Origin of the sequence: Streptomyces sp. PsTaAH-124 (assembly GCF_000373685.1) — a bacterium.
GTDB classification, from domain to species: domain Bacteria; phylum Actinomycetota; class Actinomycetes; order Streptomycetales; family Streptomycetaceae; genus Streptomyces; species Streptomyces andamanensis.
The window spans coordinates 97988-114159 of sequence record NZ_KB892163.1; the positions used below are offsets into that span (position 1 = coordinate 97988).

At 74.7% G+C, this 16172-nt stretch carries 13 protein-coding genes; 4 read left to right on the plus strand and 9 right to left on the minus strand.

Going from position 1 to position 16172, the window contains the following annotated elements; genetic code table 11:
* Window positions 1-55 precede the first annotated feature (55 nt).
* Together B086_RS0110045 and B086_RS0110050 are read right to left on the minus strand one after the other, a co-directional pair.
* Window positions 56-799 carry a YcnI family protein gene (locus B086_RS0110045; RefSeq protein ID WP_018566287.1) on the minus strand — a complete coding sequence of 248 codons (744 nt, stop codon included), beginning with the start codon at window positions 797-799 and terminating at the stop codon, window positions 56-58.
* A 223-nt stretch (window positions 800-1022) separates the two neighbouring features.
* Window positions 1023-1949: a hypothetical protein gene (locus B086_RS0110050; RefSeq protein WP_018566288.1), complete on the minus strand. Its 927-nt coding sequence runs from the start codon at window positions 1947-1949 to the stop codon at window positions 1023-1025.
* Between the two features lie 225 nt (window positions 1950-2174).
* Here B086_RS0110050 and B086_RS0110055 point away from each other — a divergent pair, with 225 nt between their 5' ends.
* Window positions 2175-2621 (plus strand): ATP-binding protein, encoded by a 447-nt coding sequence (locus B086_RS0110055; RefSeq protein WP_018566289.1) that lies wholly within the window; start codon window positions 2175-2177, stop codon window positions 2619-2621.
* 67 nt (window positions 2622-2688) lie between these two features.
* Here B086_RS0110055 and B086_RS0110060 read toward each other — a convergent pair whose 3' ends face one another.
* The 3 genes from B086_RS0110060 to B086_RS0110070 all read right to left on the minus strand — a co-directional run bounded on the left by B086_RS0110060 (window position 2689) and on the right by B086_RS0110070 (window position 7244).
* Window positions 2689-4056, minus strand: coding sequence for a PLP-dependent aminotransferase family protein (locus B086_RS0110060; RefSeq protein WP_018566290.1), 1368 nt, complete (start codon window positions 4054-4056; stop codon window positions 2689-2691).
* A 71-nt stretch (window positions 4057-4127) separates the two neighbouring features.
* Entirely contained in the window at window positions 4128-5585 is a 1458-nt protein-coding gene (locus tag B086_RS0110065; protein ID WP_018566291.1) for an aminopeptidase P family protein, read from the minus strand.
* Between the two features lie 111 nt (window positions 5586-5696).
* The gene (locus tag B086_RS0110070; protein ID WP_199790733.1) at window positions 5697-7244 is read right to left on the minus strand and encodes a PP2C family protein-serine/threonine phosphatase; all 1548 of its coding nucleotides are present in this window, start codon (window positions 7242-7244) and stop codon (window positions 5697-5699) included.
* A gap of 502 nt (window positions 7245-7746) precedes the next feature.
* Between B086_RS0110070 and B086_RS0110075 the strand changes: the two genes are divergently transcribed.
* Together B086_RS0110075 and B086_RS0110080 are read left to right on the plus strand one after the other, a co-directional pair.
* Window positions 7747-8412: a bifunctional DNA primase/polymerase gene (locus B086_RS0110075; protein WP_018566293.1), complete on the plus strand. Its 666-nt coding sequence runs from the start codon at window positions 7747-7749 to the stop codon at window positions 8410-8412.
* Window positions 8413-8465: 53 nt separating this feature from the next.
* The gene (locus B086_RS0110080) at window positions 8466-9167 is read left to right on the plus strand and encodes a hypothetical protein (RefSeq protein WP_018566294.1); all 702 of its coding nucleotides are present in this window, start codon (window positions 8466-8468) and stop codon (window positions 9165-9167) included.
* Between the two features lie 264 nt (window positions 9168-9431).
* Here B086_RS0110080 and B086_RS0110085 read toward each other — a convergent pair whose 3' ends face one another.
* The 3 genes from B086_RS0110085 to B086_RS0110095 form a co-directional block, all read right to left on the minus strand.
* Window positions 9432-10397 (minus strand): DUF5926 family protein, encoded by a 966-nt coding sequence (locus B086_RS0110085; protein WP_018566295.1) that lies wholly within the window; start codon window positions 10395-10397, stop codon window positions 9432-9434.
* A 526-nt stretch (window positions 10398-10923) separates the two neighbouring features.
* Window positions 10924-11478 carry an ATP-binding protein gene (locus B086_RS39675; protein ID WP_234029285.1) on the minus strand — a complete coding sequence of 185 codons (555 nt, stop codon included), beginning with the start codon at window positions 11476-11478 and terminating at the stop codon, window positions 10924-10926.
* A 278-nt stretch (window positions 11479-11756) separates the two neighbouring features.
* Window positions 11757-12584: a glycerophosphodiester phosphodiesterase gene (locus B086_RS0110095; protein WP_018566297.1), complete on the minus strand. Its 828-nt coding sequence runs from the start codon at window positions 12582-12584 to the stop codon at window positions 11757-11759.
* A gap of 257 nt (window positions 12585-12841) precedes the next feature.
* On the opposite strand from B086_RS0110095, the gene B086_RS0110100 reads away from it, so the two are divergent.
* The gene (locus B086_RS0110100; RefSeq protein ID WP_018566298.1) at window positions 12842-14437 is read left to right on the plus strand and encodes a S1C family serine protease; all 1596 of its coding nucleotides are present in this window, start codon (window positions 12842-12844) and stop codon (window positions 14435-14437) included.
* A 99-nt stretch (window positions 14438-14536) separates the two neighbouring features.
* Here B086_RS0110100 and B086_RS0110105 read toward each other — a convergent pair whose 3' ends face one another.
* Entirely contained in the window at window positions 14537-16054 is a 1518-nt protein-coding gene (locus B086_RS0110105; RefSeq protein WP_234029286.1) for an MFS transporter, read from the minus strand.
* Window positions 16055-16172: the final 118 nt, after the last annotated feature.

Below are 16172 nucleotides of genomic sequence, written 5' to 3' on the forward strand. Positions count from 1 at the left end.
GGACGGCCGTACCCGGACCTCGTGCGGTCCCGGTGCGCGGCACGGACGAGCAGGATCAGGCGGCGGTGCGGCGGCGCCCGGCGAACACGCCGTACGCCACGCCGGCCGCGCCGACGACGATGCCCACGACGCCGAGGACGCGGGCGGTGGTGTCACTGCCGCTCTCGGCGGCGGCGGTGGAGGTGCTCTCGGCGGACTTGGAACCGGCGGAGGCGTTCTGGGCCGCCGCTCCGTGGGCGTCGTCCGCCGCGGCGGTCAGCTGGAGCGTCGGCGCCGGGTTGTCGGGCTCGGCCTGGCCCTTCTGCGGGACCTCGATCCAGCGGACGACCTCCTTGTTGGAGTACGTCTGGAGGGCCTTGAAGACGAGCTGGTCGGCGTCCTGGGGCAGCGCGCCCACGGACACCGGGAACTTCTGGAAGTAGCCCGGCAGGATGCCCTTGCCGTCGGTGGCGGTCCAGGTGACCTTGCTGACCGCCTCGGAGATCTGCTTGCCGTGCATCTCCAGGGGCTTGTCCAGCTTGGACTTGGTGACCTCGACCTTCCAGCCGTTGACCGGCTCCGGCATCACCGAGGCCAGCGGGTGGTCGGTCGGGAAGGCGACCTCCAGCTTGGTGGTGGAGGCGTTGTCGCGCTCGTTGGGCACCTTGAAGTCGACGACGGCGTAGCCGCCCTTGGCCGCGGCGCCCTCCGCCGCCACGGTGACGTGCGCGAACGCGGGGACGGAGACGGCGAGGACGGCCGCGCCCGCGAGGGCGCCGACGGTGGCGAGACGAGAGGTCTTGCGGCTGATGGCCTGCATCACAGAGAACACTCCACTTCGAGTGGGTCCGGTGGGACCGGTGGATCCGGTGGTCGGGAGAGGGCGCGTGCTCCGGGGCGGGTGCGAGGGAGCGTGCGCACCGGGACGTACGCCGGTGCGGACCGCCCGCGGGGCGGGCACGCGCGGGGACGCCGCACGACGGCGGCCTCCCCCTCCGTTCCGGCCGGGTGGGCCGGGACCGTGGAGTGCTGGTCGCGTCGTGTCAGGCGGCGAGGACGAGGACGGCGGCGGGCGGACCGCGCCGGATCACCGTGTGCTGGAGGGCGGTGGCGGTCGGCGGCGGCAGGACGCGGTCGGCGGCGCGCGGGAAGCGCGGGCCCGTGCCCGGCAGCGCCGGCAGCCCGGCGCACAGGGCGCACACCAGGGCGAGCGCCCCGCGCAGGGACCGTACGAGCGCGCCTTCGGCGACTCCGTGCGCCGACAGCGCGATCAGCCGCACCAGGGCGAGGTCGCCACGGCGCAGCAGCCAGCCCGCGGCCAGCGCGGCGAGCACATGGCCGAGCAGCATGGGCAGGGACGGCAGCAGCGCGGCGAGGGACCCGGCGCCGTGCGGGGCGGCCGCCGGGCCGGTCGCGCCGGTCGGCGCCGCGGCTCCGGACGGGTAGACATGGGCGTCGACGAGGATCCGGTAGGCCCGCGCCGGGGTGATCCCGGCGGTGGTGGTGCCGCACAGGTACCGCGCGGCCCGCTCCACCAGCGCGGCGTCGGACAGCACATGGCCCGGGTGGCCCAGGGACCCGACCGGCACCGCGGAGCCCGCCGCGCCCGGCGAGGCCGCCGAGCCCAGGGACCCCATGGCTCCCATGGACCCCATCGAGCCCATCGGTATCGCGCCGGACACCATGCCCGCCCCGTGCTGCCCGAGTCCGAACAGCGCGTGCAGCACCAGCTGGCCCGCCGCGAGCAGCGCCGCGATCCCGGGCAGCGAGCGGGCGCGCCCGGCCAGCGGTACGACGACCACGAGCGCCCCCAGGAAACCCGCGCCCAGCGTCCACAGCGGGACGGTGGCGCAGGAGCCCAGGGTGTGCCCCGCCGCGGCCAGCACGACGCAGACCGCGGCGAACACCGCGGCCCGCAGCAGCCGGAGATCGCGTCCGGCGGATGCCGCGCGCGAGTGGGGGGCAGTCATGGCGGCCTCATCATCCCACTGGGCACCCGTGCTCCGTACGGCAGGTCCACAAGGTGCGGTACCTCCGGACAGGTCACCTTCCACGGCGTATGCGCCCGTGCATACACCGATACCCTCCGTCCCCGCATCCGCCGAACGGGCGTCGCCGTGTCAACGCGGTGCTTACGGCCGGGCACGCCGGGCAATACGTATCGGTATGTCGAGCCGCGGCCAGGAGGCTGGAGCATGAGCATCTGGTGGTCACTCCATCTGCGGCGTGACGCTGCGAGCGTGCCGCTCGCCCGGCGGCTCCTGCTCGGCACGATGGAGACCGCGGGCGTCGACCCCGACGTCTCCTTCGACCTGTCGGTCGCCCTGAGCGAGGCCTGCGCGAACGCCGTCGAGCACGGCGGGGACGGCGCCGGTTCGCAGGACTACCGGGTGACCGCCTACCTCGACGGGGAGAAGTGCCGTATCGAGGTGGCCGACACGGGCCCCGGTTTCCCGGGCGGCGGGCCCCGCGTGCCGGTCCGCCCCCCGCACACGGACGCCGAGCACGGCCGCGGCCTGTGCCTCATCCGCGAGCTGGCCGACCATGTCCACATCGGCAACGAGCCGGAGCGGGGCGGCGCGGTGGTGAGCTTCGACAAGATCCTCAAGTGGCGCGACGACGCTCCGCTGGCGGCGGTCTGACCCCGGCTTCCCCTGCGGCCCCCGCCCCCCGGTGGCACCACCCCGCCGCCCCGGCGTCAGCGCGGCCTCACGCGCCGTCCAGGACCTTCGCCAGCACCTCCAGCGCCTCCGGGTACGTCCGCTCCCTGGGCGTCCCGTAGCCGACGACGAGCCCTTGCGGGTGGCCCGCGCCGGGCGTGTGCCAGTGCTCGCCGAGACGGCCGAGCGCGAGCCCCGCCTCCTCGGCGCGGGCCAGCACCCGCTCCTCGTCCGCCACATCGACCAGGGCGTGCAGCCCGGCGGCGATCCCGCGCACCGGACGGCGCCCGCCCAGCCGCCCCAGGAGCTGGTCCCGGCGGCGCCGGTAGCGCAGCCGGCACGCGCGCACATGCCGGTCGTAGGCGTGGCTGTCGATCAGCTCGGCGAGCGCCAGCTGCCCGATGGTCTCGGTGTGGTGGTCGCTGTGCAGCTTGGCCTCGGCCACCGCGTCGACCAGCTGCGGCGGCAGCACTATCCAGCCCAGTCTCAGGGCGGGTCCCAGGGTCTTGGAGGCGGTGCCGAGGTAGGCGACGTGACCGGGCGCCATGCCCTGGAGCGCGCCCACCGGCTGGCGGTCGTACCGGAATTCGCCGTCGTAGTCGTCCTCGACGATCAGGGCACCACGCGCGCGTGCCCAGTCGGTGAGCGCCCGGCGCCGCTCGGGATGCAGGGTGACGCCGGTCGGGTACTGGTGCGCGGGGGTGACCACGACGGCCGCCTGCTCGCCCAGGTCCTGCGCGCGCACCCCGCGTTCGTCGACCCGGACCGGCACCACGGCGCCGCCGTTGTGCCGCACCACGTCCCGGTGGAAGGGCAGCCCGGGGTCCTCCATGGCGACGGAGGCGCCGTCCAGCACCCGGGTGAGCAGGGCCAGCCCCTGCACGTATCCGGAGGTGATGACGATCCGCTCCGGCGGCGCGACCACCCCGCGGGCCCGCCCCAGGTACCCCGACAGCGCGGCGCGCAGCTCGATGCGCCCCCGGGGGTCGCCGTAGTCGTACGCCAGGGAGGGCGCCGTCGCGATGGCGCGGCGCAGCGCCCGCAGCCAGGCGGCCGCCGGGAACGCGCCCACGTCCGGGCTGCCGGGCCTGAGGTCGAAGCGGGGCGCACGCGCGCGTGCCGCCGCTCCGGGCTGCTCCGCGTCCACGGCGGGCAGCGCGGCGACCCGGGTGCCCGAGCCCTGCCGCGCCGTCAGGTACCCCTCGGCGACCAACTGGTCGTACGCGGCCTTCACGGTGCCCCGCGAGACGCCCAGTTCCAGCGCGAGACGCCGGGTCGCGGGCAGCCTGGCCCCGGGAGCCAGCCGCCCCTCCCGCACCGCGGCCCTGAGCGCCTTCTCCAGTCCGGCCCGGCGGCCCGCCGCCGCGTCCGGTTCCAGGTGCAGATCCACCCCGGCACCGGGCAAGAAGCCGTTCACCTGTACGAAACCCTCCCCCTGGGCATGTGTACGGCCGGGCACCGCTCGGGTGCCCGGCCGCTCCTCGCCGGTCAGCCCTTCAGGGCCGCCATCCACGCCTCGACCTCGTCGGACCGGCGCGGCAGCGCGGCCGACAGGTTCCGGTTGCCGTCCTCGGTGACCAGGATGTCGTCCTCGATGCGGACGCCGATGCCGCGGTACTCCTCGGGGACCGTCAGGTCGTCGGCCTGGAAGTACAGGCCCGGCTCGACGGTGAGGACCATGCCCGGCTCCAGCGTGCCGTCCACGTACGTCTCGGTGCGCGCGACGGCGCAGTCGTGGACGTCGAGGCCGAGCATGTGACCGGTGCCGTGCAGCGTCCAGCGGCGCTGGAGGCCCAGCTCCAGGACCCGCTCGACCGGGCCCTCGACGAGGCCCCACGCGACGAGCCGCTCGGCCAGCACGCGCTGCGAGGCGTCGTGGAAGTCGCGGTACTTGGCGCCGGGCTTCACGGCCGCGATGCCCGCCTCCTGGGCGTCGTACACGGCGTCGTAGATCTTCTTCTGGATCTCGCTGTACGTGCCGTCGACCGGCAGCGTGCGCGTCACGTCCGCGGTGTACAGGGTGTGCGTCTCCACGCCCGCGTCCAGCAGGAGCAGGTCGCCGGAGCGGACCGGGCCGTCGTTGCGCACCCAGTGCAGCGTGCAGGCGTGCGGGCCGGCGGCGGCGATGGTGCCGTAGCCGACGTCGTTGCCCTCCACACGCGCACGCAGGAAGAAGGTGCCCTCGATGTAGCGCTCGCTGGTCGCCTCGGCCTTGTCGAGGACCTTCACCACGTCCTCGAAGCCGCGCACCGTGGAGTCGACGGCCTTCTGGAGCTCGCCGACCTCGAAGTCGTCCTTGACCAGGCGGGCCTCGGACAGGAAGACGCGCAGCTCCTCGTCGCGCTCGGCGGTGACCTTGTCGGTCAGGGCCGCCTCGATGCCGGCGTCGTGGCCGCGCACCACGCGGACCGGGCCGGTGGCCTCGCGCAGCGCGTCGGCCAGCTCGCGGACGTCGGCCGCCGGGATGCCGTACAGCGCCTCGGACTCGGTCAGGGAGTGGCGGCGGCCGACCCACAGCTCGCCCTGCCCGTCCAGCCAGAACTCGCCGTTCTCCCGGTCGGAGCGGGGCAGCAGGTAGATGGTCTCCTGGTGGCCGTCCGTGGTGGGCTCCAGGACCAGGACGCCGTCCTCCGTCTGGTTGCCGGTGAGGTAGGCGTACTCGACCGAGGAGCGGAAGGAGTACTCCGTGTCGTTGGAGCGGGTCTTCAGGTTGCCCGCGGGGACGACCAGGCGCTCACCGGGGAAGCGCGCGGAGAGCGCGGCGCGGCGCCGGGCGGTGTGCGCGGCCTGCTCGACGGGCTCCAGCTCGTGCAGCTCGGTGTCGGCCCAGCCGGACTTCATGCTCTCGGCCAGCTCGTCGGACACGCCCGGGTACAGGCCGTTCTTGCGCTGCTTGATCGGCTCTTCCTCGGCAGTCTCCGGGGTCTCCGGGAGCTCCTTCGCCACGGTCTTCCTCCTTGATACGGCACTGGACCACTCCCATCGTACGGTCGTACGGAAAGGGTCCGAGGAGAGCGTCCGCCACGGGCGCGACGGTGACCCGGAGTGCCGGGGGAGCTACTCGAAACGGGCCGCCAGCAGGGCCACGTCCTCCCTGCCGTCGGTCACGTCCAGGCCGTCGGGCAGGACGGTGCGCAGCACATGGTCGGCGACCGCGTCCGGGTCGTGGCGCACCGCGCGCGGGACCCCGGCCGCGGCGGCGCGCAGCCGTGCGACGGCACGGTCGGCGGGGTCGCCGGTGCGGTGCAGCAGCCCGTCGGTGTACAGCAGCACCGTTTCGCCTGCGCCGACCTGGAACTCCACACTGGGCGCCTCCCAGCAGGCGAGCATGCCGAGCGGCGCGGACACGGTCGTCTCCACGTACTCGGTGCGCCGCTCGCCGAGCACCAGCGGCGGGCAGTGCCCCGCTCCGGCCACGGTGATGCGGCCCAGCTCCGGCTCGCAGTAGGCGAACAGGGCGGTGGCGGAGCGGGCGGGCTCGGTCAGCCGCAGCAGCAGCTCCAGGTCGGACAGGACGGCGACGGGGTCCTCGCCCTCCATCACCGCGTACGCCCGCAGCGAGGCGCGCAGCCGGCCCATCGCGGCGACCGCGCCGGGCCCGGAACCGGTCACCGAGCCGACCGCGAGGCCGAGCGCGGCGTCGGGCAGCGGCAGCGCGTCGTACCAGTCGCCGCCGCCGCGCGGGCCGGTGCGGTGCCGGGCGGCCAGCCGGACACCGGGCACCCGCGGCAGCCGGGACGGCAGCAGTTCCTCGTACATCGTCGCCATGCACGCGCGCGTGCGCTCGCCTTCGAGCAGCCGGGCCAGGTGCTCGGTGGCGAAGCGGACGTAGAGACCGGCCAGATGGCGCTGTCGTCCGTCGGGTTCGGCGGGCTCGTCGTAGAGCCAGGTCGCGGCGCCGAGCCGGCCGGCGGCCTCGGTGGACAGGGGCAGCGCGTAGCCCGCCGCGTAGCCGAGCCGGGCGGCCACCTCGCGGTGGCGGGGGTCGAGGCCCTCCTCGGCGAACAGGTCGGCGCGCACGATCTCGGCGTCGCCGCCGGGCAGTCCCGCCGCGGTGTCCAGCAGGGCGCCGTAGGGCATGGAGGCGCGCGGGACGGTCTCGATGTGGCCCAGGTCGGCGCGGGCCAGCCCCAGCCCGACGGTGGTGTCGGGGCCGAGTCCGTCGTCCGGTTCGAGGACGACCAGGCCGCGCCGGGCGCCCACGAGGGCGGCCCCGGCGTGCAGCAGTTCCTCCAGCGCGGCGTCGAGCCGGTTCGTACGGGCCAGCCGCTCCGTCAGTTCGTGCAGCGTGGTGAGGTCGGAGACCCAGCCGGCGAGCCGGTCCTGGAGGAGGGCGCCCGGCGGGTGGGCGGTGTGCGCGGAGTGCGCGCTGCTCGCGCCGGCGGCGGAGGAGGCGTCCGGGGCAGGGGGGACGGGCGCGACAGTGTGTGCGGGTGCGGGAACCGTTGAATCGATTCCGGCCACTTTCGGAGGGTGCGGGGCGTTCATGGCGTCCGGCTTTCCGGCCGGTGCGTACTGCTCAAAAGCATCGCAAACCCCCATGTCATTCTGCGCCGCCAGCAGTGTCTCCACATGTACACGCACTCGTGAGGGGATGTCCAGCATTGTCCTGCTGGGATTCCTGGTGTCAGCGGGCCTGCCGTGGTGATGTGCCTGGACTCTTGCGTATCAACGAAGTTGGCTTGAAACTGCCTCGGGTAACGGCTTATTGCGGTCGACTGGTTTCGCTCCACAGAGCGTCACAGCGGTCGTGATGGGTACGTACTCGGAGAAGACCAGGGGTGGTTGGGAGCTGCCCGGAACCTGGCGACGGACCCGGGCGTCCTATCCACCGACGGCCGTGCCCCATCCTCGCGTGACGGCGGCGGAGAGCAGAACGCGCGACAGCAAAACGCCACACTCCGCCACCCCGCGCCACGCCCATGCTCCTGAGAGACGCGTATGGGCAGGGCTGCGCAGCAAAAGCAGCCGGTGCCCGGCCCAGAGGGTTCCCCGTGCTGACGGCAGGGGTGTGATGCGCCAACAGGTACGCCCAGTGAAGTGATCGACACATGGTGTGATGTGGTCCACGGTGTTGCCAGCGGTGCAACGGAAAGGACGAGCGCTCATGCGCGAGATCCCCGGAAGGCGACGCAGGCTCCTGTCCAGGCGCGGTGACGGGAGGCCCGAGCCGATCGACGCGGCCCTGACCTTCGCCGCCCAGTGGCAGTGGCCGGTGCTCCCGGGCGTGGCGAGGGACGCGCGGCGGCCCGAGTGCTGCGCCTGCCCCGACCCCGAGTGCACGGTGCCCGGCGCACACCCCTTCGACCCCGGCCTGCTCGCGGCGACCACCGACGCCCGGATGGTCCGCTGGTGGTGGACCAACCGGCCCGCCGCGCCGATCGTCCTGGCCACCGGCGGCAAGGCGCCCTGCGCGGTGAGCCTGCCGGCGCTGGCGGCGGCGAGCGCCCTGCGCACCCTGGACCGGGCGGGCATGCGGCTCGGCCCGGTCGTCGCCTCGTCCGCGCGCTGGTCCATCCTCGTCGAGCCCTACTCCCTGGAGCAGCTCGGCGAACTGCTCTACGCCAAGGACTTCGTGCCCGGCTCGCTGCGCTTCCACGGTGAGGGCGGCTACATCGCCCTGCCGCCCTCGGAGACGGGGGCCGGCCCGGTGCGCTGGGAGCGCGCCCCGCTGCCCGGCTCGGCCTCCCCCTGGGTGCCCGGCGTGGAGGCCGTGGTGGACGCGGTGGTGGACGCCCTCACTCGGAAGGGTGTGAGCGCGCCCGAGTTGTAGGGGTGTCGGGCGCGCCGGGGGCAACCGCCCGTTCTGGTCGTTATCTTCCCTTTATGTTGCGCCATCCCGAGGGACACGGAAGCGGTCACCCGCGCGGACGCGGAGACGGCGGTCCGCGCGGACGCGGCGACCGCCGGGGCCGAGGGGCGGAGCGTACGGACGGCACCGATCCCCGGCGGGTCCGGCTGTACGCCCTCATCGGCGTCGTGGTGTGCGCCGTCGCGCTGCCGCTGGCCGTGGCGTCCGCGGGCCAGGTCGGCGACCGGGGCGTTCCGGGAGCCCCGGGTGGCCCGGACGGCCGGGGAAGTGCCGCCGCCTCGTCCGCCGCGCCGGACCGCCCGGCCGCCGACGGCAAGATGCCGACCGCCGCGCCCACCCGTACGCCGTTCCTGCTCGGGCTGGGACTGGCGACCGCCACCCGCTGCGGCCCCGAGGTCGCCTCGCCCGGCGGTGTCGAGGCGCAGACCTGTGTGCTGACCCAGGGTGCGGACACCTGGGCGCGCACCTACTACCGCAACGCGACCGGCCGGGCCCTGGACGCCGCGCTGACCCTCATGGGCCCGGACGAGCGCACCCTGCGGATCCACTGCGCGCTGGACGGCGGCGACGAACCCGGGACGTGCGACACGCCCCGGGAGCACACCCGTGGCGCTCCGGGCGCCTACACGGCCGTCACCGAGTTCGCCGGGCGCCCGGGAAGCGGGCCGATGCTGCTGCGCTCCGGATCCAACTCACCTGCGAAAACGGGGGGTTGACGGGCGACTGCGCTCGGTGATCGACGGTGCACATGGAAAGACCCGGTTGCTGGCGACGGGGGATGCACCAGCAACCGGGCTACTGGAACGGTAACAAGAGATCGGCGGTTCGCAAATTCGATCCCGGCTTTCCAGTCACCCGGTGTGCCGTCTTTCCGGTCACACCGACTGGCCCGCGCGGACCGGGAGTTGAAACCGGAGCTACCCGTTCCGCGCGGGGCGTCCGGCTGACCGGTCGGTCAGCACGGCCGGTGGGCCCCCGGCTCAGCTAAGCGTGACCTGCCGGTTGGTGAGCCCGCCGCGGGCCCGGCGCTCCTCGGGGGTCAGCGGCGCGTCCGCGGCCAGCGCCCCGGCCAGCCGCTCGGCGAACTCGGCGGCCGGCTTCTCCACGTCCTGCGCACCGACCCCGCGGGGCAGGTCCCAGACGGGCACGGTGAGCCCGTGAGCTCGGAAGGAGCCGACCAGCCGGGTCCCTTCGCCGAGGCTGGAGGCACCCGCGGCGTGCAGCCGCGCCAGAGCGTCCAGAAGCTGCTCCTCCGGGTGCGGCATGACCCAGCGCAGGTGGTTCTTCTCCGGCGTCTCGCACCAGTAGGCCGAGTCCACGCCCTCCAGGCGCACGGTCGGGATCGCCGCGGCGTTGGCCCGCTCCAGGGAGGCGGCCACCTCCGGCGCCGCGTTCCCCGCGTCCGGGACCCAGAACTCGAAGCCCTCGTGCACCTCGGGCGCGAAGGGGGCCTCGGGGTCCAGCAGGTCCTGGAGCCGGGGGCCGTCGGCCGGGGCACGGCGGCCCTGCACCGGGTTGCCGGGCTCGGCCTCCAGCGCGCGCAGGAGGGTGTCGGCGAGGTCGCGGCTGATGTCGCCGGACGCCGTGTCGTTCTGGAGGCCGATGAGGACCGAGCCGTCGTCGCGGCGCAGCGCGGGCCAGGCCATCGGCAGGACGGTGGCCAGCCGGACCGACGGCACGCCCTCGGGCAGGCCGTCCTTGAGCGTCAGCTCGGCCGTGGCCGCGGGGACCAGCTCGCGCAGCGCCACCCAGTCGCACTCGCCGGGCAGGCCCTCGAACGGACGCTGCACCAGCTCGGTCGCCGCGTGCGCCGCGGCCCGGCCGTGGCAGGCCTTGTAGCGCCGGCCGCTGCCGCACGGGCAGGGTTCGCGGGCGCCGACGACCGGGATCTCTCCGTCCGTGAGCTGCGGGCGCTTGGCCTTCGTCTGGGGTCGCTTCTTGGCCATCTGGGTGTCTCCCGGTTACGGCTCGTCTTGTACGGGCGCGAGCCTAGTCGTTCACACCCTCCGCGACGGGAAGCTGTGGACGGGGCGGGCGTTGTGGACAACCCGGCCGCGCGCGGCGGGGCGTACGGAGGCGTGCGGGGCACCTGGGGCAGGGGCGGCGGGGGCGGGGCGGGGCGAGGTGGGGCGGACGCACCGTAGGGAAGCCCTGTGGGCGGGTGGGACGGACGCACTGTACGGAAGCCCCGCGGGCTCATGGGGACGGCGGCACGTGCGCGCGTACGGGGAACGCCCGCGCGGGAACGGACGCACGGGAGGCGCCCGTGCCGGGGAACGCCGGTGCGGGAACGTGGGCGTGGAGGCACCGGCGCGGGAACGCCGCTCGACCTCCGCGCGGGGTCCGGCCGGACGCGGGCGCCCGGCCCGGGACGCGCACGCGCACGCCCTGCGCACGGGCGGGCGCACGCGCCGGAGTCCCCCGCCCGCGTGCCCGTGAGCCCGCGTGTCCCGCCGCGTCGGCCGGGGCGGGTCAGCCCAGGTCGCCGAAGGGCCCGGCGAAGCCCAGCTCTGGCAGGGCGGCCACCGCCGCGGGTGCCGCGACGCGCCCGGCGAAGCCGTCCCGGCGATGACCGGCGTCCGGGTCGTGGACGTCGTCGTGGACGATCACCCACACGGTGACCTCGCCGCGGACGTCGTCCCGCACCCCCCAGTCGTCGCAGAGGGCCGTGATGATGTTCAGCCCCCGGCCGCCGTGCGCGGTGACCGACGGGGTGGCCGGGGCCGGGCGGGTCGGGCCGCCGCCGTCCGTCACCTCGACGACCAGCCGGCCCGCCGCGTCGACGCGCCACGCGGCCCGGACGTCCCCGTCGCCGGCCAGGGCGTCGCCCAGCGGCCGGCCGTGCCTGCACGCATTGCTCAGCAGTTCGGAAAGGACCAGAACGGCGTCGTCGACGACCGATTCCGCCACACCACCCCTGCGCAACTGCTCGCGCATCCGGTGTCTTGCTTCCCCCACGCCCGCAGGGCCATGGGGTACGGCCATGCACGACGACGTGGGCACCTCCTGTGCCACCACCAACGCCACCCCCGAGACCTCCTTCGCCCCACGCCACGGTGTGGATGCCCCATCGGCCTGAGCCGGAAACCGGCCATCCAGCGCCCGACGACGCATTCACGAGGATCGAACACGCAGCGAACGCGCCGGGGCACTCCCTGTCACCACATGGCCGAATACCGTCGAAGTGGCTTGAACCGGAGCCTGCTGGAGCGGCGGGCAGGAGGTCAAGGCCCGTGACCGATCAGTGGCCGATCGGTGGCCTGCCGGCGGCCTGTCTGCGGCTTGTCGGCGGCTTGTGGGGCCCCTCAGCGGCCGAGCTGGCGCAGGACGGGGCCCGGACGGTTGGTGATGATGGCGTCGACGCCGAGGTCCGCGCAGAGAGCGACGTCCTCGGGGTCGTTCACCGTCCACACGTGGACCTGGTGCCCGGCTGCCTTCAGCCGCTCGACGTACCCCGGATGCCCGCGCACGATACGGATCGAGGGACCCGCGATCCGGACCCCGGCCGGCAGCCGCCCGTCGCGCAGCCGGGGCGAGACGAACTGCATCAGGTAGACCGTCGGCAGCGTCGGGGAGGCCGCCCGCACCCGGTGCAGGGAACGCGCCGAGAAGCTCATCACCCGCACCGGCGACTCGGCGGGGGCGGGCGGCGCGTCCAGGCCGAACCGCTTCAGCAGGGCGAGCAGCCGCTCCTCGACCTGGCCGGCCCACCGCGTGGGGTGCTTGGTCTCGATGGCCAGCTCCACCCGCCGTCCCGCGTCGGAGACGAGTTCCAGCAGCCGCTCCAGGGTGAGGACGGAGGTGTCCTCCGGATCCTCGGGGCGTACGACCCAGTCGGGCTCCTCGTCGCGGCCGCGCCAGGGGGCGCGGGAGTGCCGGGAGCCGAAGTCCAGCGCGGCCAGGTCGGCGAGTTCCAGGGCGGAGACCGCGCCGCGGCCGTTGGACGTACGGTTGACGCGGCGGTCGTGCACGCACACGAGGTGGCCGTCCGCGGTCAGCCGCACGTCGCACTCGAGGGCGTCCGCGCCGTCCTCGATCGCCGTCCGGTAGGCGGCAAGGGTGTGCTCCGGCGCGGCCTCGGAGGCTCCGCGGTGTGCGACGACCTGGATGTGATGCTGCCGTGCGTGGGTCACCGCGTCATGGTGCCACCGCGGCGGAGCGGGTGTGGCCACGGGAAGGTGTCGATAGTGTGTCCGTTTACTGCGAGATGACCCGTATAAGGAGTGGTGGCAGACCCACAGCCTCGGCTTATGGTGCTCTGACGGCCTGTGGGAAAAGCTGACCACGTACAGATGCACCTGCACAGCTGGAGCACGCCGGGTCGTCGGCAGCCAGGACGAGCGTGACGAGTGCGACCGACAACAACAGCCGTGGATCGAGGAGAAGAGCTGTGAGCACCGAGAACGAGGGCACCGAGGTACCCCCGGCCCCGTCCGCACCTCCCGTGCCGGTGGAGACCTCCGCAGCTTCCCAGCCGCCCGCTCCCCAGGGCGGTGCCCCCACGCCCCCGCCGCCCAGCACGCCTCCGTATGTGCCGGGCGCCCCGCAGCAGGACACCGCACCGGCGGTTCCGTCGGCGGCACCCGCCGACGCGGGCGCCCACCCGGTGGTCCCCCCGGCGGTCCAGGGCGGCCCGGGAACCGCCGGTGAGGGGCCCACACAGAGCTTCCCCGCGGCCGGACACCCGCAGCAGCCGCAGGGCGCCGGGGTCCCCGGCGCGCCCGTCGACGGCTCCTGGCCGCCGCCCCAGCCCCCCGCCGTGCCGTCGTACGCGGACGGCGGCGCGGGCGCGGCCGGTGGCGCCGGGGGCGCGGGCTGGGGCGCGGCGTACCAGCAGCCCGCGCCGAAGCCGCGCGGCCGGCGCGGCGGTCTGATCGCCGCGGTCCTGGTGGCCGCGCTGGTCGCGGGCGGCCTGGGCGGCGGCCTCGGCTACACGCTGGCGAAGAACGACGACGGTGGTTCCACCACGGTCGCCGCCTCCGACGCGGGCGCCTCCCAGGTCAAGCGCGATCCGAACTCGATCGCGGGCGTGGCCGCCAAGGCGCTGCCGAGCACCGTCACCATCGAGGCGGAGAGCACCAACGGCCAGGGCGGCACCGGCACCGGATTCGTGTTCGACACCCAGGGCCACATCGTCACCAACAACCACGTCGTGGCCGACGCCGTCGACGGCGGCAAGCTCACCGCCACCTTCCCCGACGGCAGGAAGTACGACGCCGAGATCATCGGCCACGCCCAGGGCTACGACGTCGCGGTGATCAAGCTCAAGAACGCGCCCTCCGACCTCAAGCCGCTCGCCCTCGGCGACTCCGACAAGGTGGCCGTGGGCGACGAGACGATCGCCATCGGCGCGCCCTTCGGCCTGTCGAACACGGTGACGACGGGCATCATCAGCGCCAAGAACCGCCCGGTCGCCTCCAGCGACGGCAGCAGCGACAGCAAGGCGTCCTACATGAGCGCCCTTCAGACCGACGCCTCGATCAACCCCGGCAACTCCGGCGGCCCGCTGCTCGACGCGCGCGGCGCGGTGATCGGCATCAACTCCGCGATCCAGTCCTCCGGCAGTGGTGGCGGTCTGGGCGGTTCGGGGCAGTCTGGTTCGATCGGCCTGGGCTTCGCCATCCCGATCAACCAGGCCAAGTACGTCGCCCAGCAGCTGATCAAGACGGGCAAGCCGGTCTACGCGAAGATCGGCGCCTCCGTCGCCACCTCGCAGGACGGGGCCGGCGGAGCGACCATCTCCGACCAGGGCGCGGGCGGCGGCGCCGCGGTGGAGCCGGGCAGCCCGGCGGCCAAGGCGGGCCTCAAGTCCGGTGACGTCATCACCAAGCTGGACGACACGGTGGTCGACTCCGGTCCGACCCTCATCGGCGAGATCTGGACCCACAAGCCCGGCGACACGGTGAAGATCACCTTCAAGCGCGACGGCAAGGAGCACACCGTCGACGTGACGCTGGCGTCCCGGATCGGCGACAGCGCGAGCTGACGCACGCGCACACGCCCACGCGCGCCCCACGCGCGCGTGCCCGCTGCCCGCGCCGCCGCCCCGGACGGGCGGCGGCGCGGGCAGCGGCCGTTTCCCGGCTCACGGCACGCCGGTGCCCGAACCACCGGCAGGACTGCTGCTCGCCCCGTCTCCCGGATCCGTGCGGGCGCCCGGGTCCGCCCCGGGGCTGTCCGCCGCCCCGGACCCGACCACGGTCCGCGACGCCGTCCCCCCGGTCCCGCGAGCCCGCCCGGCGAGCACGGCGATCACCAGCGTGGGCACCGCCAGCAGCCCGAAGGCGGCCCCGTACCCGGCCAGGCCGGAAGCGCCGGCGCCCAGGCAGGCGTTGAGCACCACGGAGTACAGCGCCATCACGGAGATCTGGCCGAGGTTCTGGCTGGTCTGCATCGCGCTGCTGGCACGGCCCTGCCGGTCCCGCGGGCTGTGGGCGAGCGACAGCACGGTCAGCGACGGATCCAGCAGCCCCATGCCGACCGCCGCGACGATCATGGACGAGGCCGCGGTGAGTGCGGGCACCCCGGGCAGCGTGCCCGCCACGGCGAGCGCGACCGCGGCCGTCATGACGACGGCACCCGCGGCGACCAGGCGGTGCCGGGGCCGGTTCTCCAGCAGCCTGCCCTGGACCCACGACGCCCCGGCCCACACCACGGCGGCGCCCGTGAAGGCGAGGCCGGTCACCACCGGGGCCACCTTGCGCTCCGCGATCAGCATCAGCGGTACGAACGCCTCGATCGTGAAGTACGTGCCGGACGCCAGGCCGCGCAGCAGCACCGTGGCCGGCAGGCCCCGGGCCGCCCGCCAGGTGCCGACGGGCAGCAGCCGGGGCGCGCAGACCACGAGCAGGCACAGCGCAGCGGCCGCGAACAGCAGATGCCGCACGTCCCAGCCCGACACGCCGTACTGCCCCAGCGCCGCGCCCAGGCTCACCAGGGCGGCGAGCAGCAGCGGCGGGCGGGCGGCCCGGTCCTCGCGCACCTCGGCCGCGCCCCGCCAGGAGGGGCCGCGCAGGACGGTCATCAGGACCAGCGCCGGCAGCACCGTGAGGACGGCGAGGCCGTAGAACACCACGCGCCAGGACCACCACGCGGAGACGAGCCCGGCCAGCGGCGGCCCCGTCAGCGACGGGATGACCCAGCACGCGCTCATCAGCGCCAGCGCACGCGGACGCAGGCGCTCCGGATACGCCTGTCCGATGGCGGCGTTGACGGACACCGCGACCGCACCGGCGGCGAGCCCGTCCAGGAAGCGCCCGGCCGCCAGCTGCCAGATCGAGGTGCTGGTGGCCGAGACGACCAGGGTGACCACGGTCAGCGCCATGCCGGCGGCCAGCGGCCCGCGCGCGCCCGAACGGTCCGCCCAGTGCCCGCCGAGGACCCCGCCCAGCAGGCTCGCCGCCACGAAGCAGCCCGCGACCAGCGGGAACAGCGACACCCCGCCCAGATCCCGGGCCGCCGTCGGCAGTGTGGGCACCACCGCGAGCGCCGCGAACCCGGTCAGGAACATCACCAGCGAGAAACTGGCGGTGGCCGCCAGATGCGTCCGCGAGAACAACGTCTCCCCGGCGCCCCCGGACGCCACCCCGCCCCGGTCAGCCACGGCCGCCCGCCCCTGACCACCCTCACCGGCACACCGTCCCCCGGACGAACACGCCTCTCCGCAAGCCTTCAGACGATCAGTCACGGCCGCGCAGGCTATCCACCGCCCGCCCGCCGGA